Origin of the sequence: Pseudomonas syringae pv. cilantro (assembly GCF_001293775.1) — a bacterium.
Lineage (GTDB): Bacteria > Pseudomonadota > Gammaproteobacteria > Pseudomonadales > Pseudomonadaceae > Aquipseudomonas > Aquipseudomonas syringae_P.
Genome location: NZ_LGLN01000057.1, coordinates 1 through 1,472, shown reverse-complemented (window position 1 = coordinate 1,472; position 1,472 = coordinate 1). Strand labels below are relative to the sequence as shown.

2 protein-coding genes are annotated in these 1,472 nt (G+C 56.6%); both read right to left on the bottom strand.

Going from position 1 to position 1,472, the window contains the following annotated elements; translation table 11 throughout:
- Positions 1–209 (bottom strand): hypothetical protein (locus ABJ99_RS28770; RefSeq protein WP_054086392.1); only part of this gene is annotated, 209 nt, incomplete at its 3' end.
- Between the two features lie 12 nt (positions 210–221).
- The gene (locus tag ABJ99_RS14450; protein ID WP_054086388.1) at positions 222–1,127 is read right to left on the bottom strand and encodes a hypothetical protein; all 906 of its coding nucleotides are present in this window, start codon (positions 1,125–1,127) and stop codon (positions 222–224) included.
- Between the last annotated feature and the right edge of the window lie 345 nt (positions 1,128–1,472).

Here is a 1,472-nt window from a genome sequence, read left to right as displayed (position 1 = left end):
ACCACCGGCCTTTCATCGCTCGATTTGTTCAACAGCCGTGGGTAAAGCCCGCGCCGGAACCGCTGAAAATCAGCAGCGTCAAGCCAGGCGGCACTGGCCTCCCACGCGTCCCGACACGCACCGTCGAGCCGACCCTGGCTGATCAGCTGATACGCTTCATCGTTGCGCCCATCGTCGTTGCAGATGAATTTAGAAAGGTGGTTTGTCATTGTTGTCTTTCCTCAGTTAGCGTTCAGTGCAGGTACATGGCCATCCCGCGCAAAGGGTACTTTTGAGCCCATAAACTGAAGGTCCGCTTCGGTGCTCAAAACCTTCACTGCGTGGGCATAGCTGTCGTTCGTAGCGAAAACGTCCCCGCCTGGGAAGTCGGCCAAGCCGTTGACGATAGCGGTGTGACCCTCCAGCCTGAATGCATTAGGAACATAAGCGCCGACATTCTCGGAAACGTACAGGATGGGAAGTCGGCCATGATCCGTTGCACGGGCCGCAAAGTACGAATGAATGACACCGGCGCGCTGTTCGCTGACGGGATCGTCACGTGAGAAGAGGACAACCCAGGGACTCCAGCGGCTTTCGAGTGCGCAGTCAGCCAGGTCCACGGGAAGGTTATGTTCACGTAGGTCCAGGGCGCGAAACCCCATCAGTGTCTCGTGTAGCTCCAATTCGGTTGCAGCCTTGAATAACGCCGTGTCCTGAATCGCTGCTGCGGTGCTTTCTATCAGGATCAAGCCAGGCCTTGCCATTGCGCTCATTCGCTCCAGGAGCAGAATCAGTGCAGGCCGCAGTGCGTGTTGCTGCTGCCCGATGAACACCAGTGGACCGACATCAGCAAAATCCAGGTCCAGGCGAAAAAGGGTATCCAGTACGGCCTGGTGAGCGTCGCTCCGCCCTGTGAGTGTCCAGAACGGATTGCGCCGGTTCATGCCCAGCCGATCTGAGAGGGCATCAAGACTGGCAAGGGAGGTGAAGCCTCGCGAAACTGCCATAGCCTGCTGGCACACAGCGAGCGAGTGCTCTGTGCCAAAGACCTGCTGTGATTTCTTCTGGAGGCGCTTGGCGTCGCGCTTGAGCGAGGTGAGATTACGAACAGCTTGCAGGGTTAAAAGGCGACTCAGTGAAGTGCTCATGGGGTTCCTTTGCGCCATATGCGGTGACGCCTTCTGGTTCGATGGCTGTGAAAGGATGAGGCGTGGCTCAACCGGACAAAGCGCTGGATAACGCGTTTACAGCCCACTCAGGACAAGATCGAGAGCTGGGCTTGGCGGGGTCATTCAGCCATGAACGCACAGCACGAACAGAGCAAGGTCTTTGAGTGTGTTGGCAGATCAATGCCGCGCTATCTGCCAGGGTTAATCCATGGGCGTCTAATAGCTTTTGATATCTAGCGCGAGTATCAGTCAGTGTTGTCATATGCAGCCTTTTGGGTCTTGAAGAGGCGGACAGGCACGTTTGTCACAGTGCGTTTCTCCCAA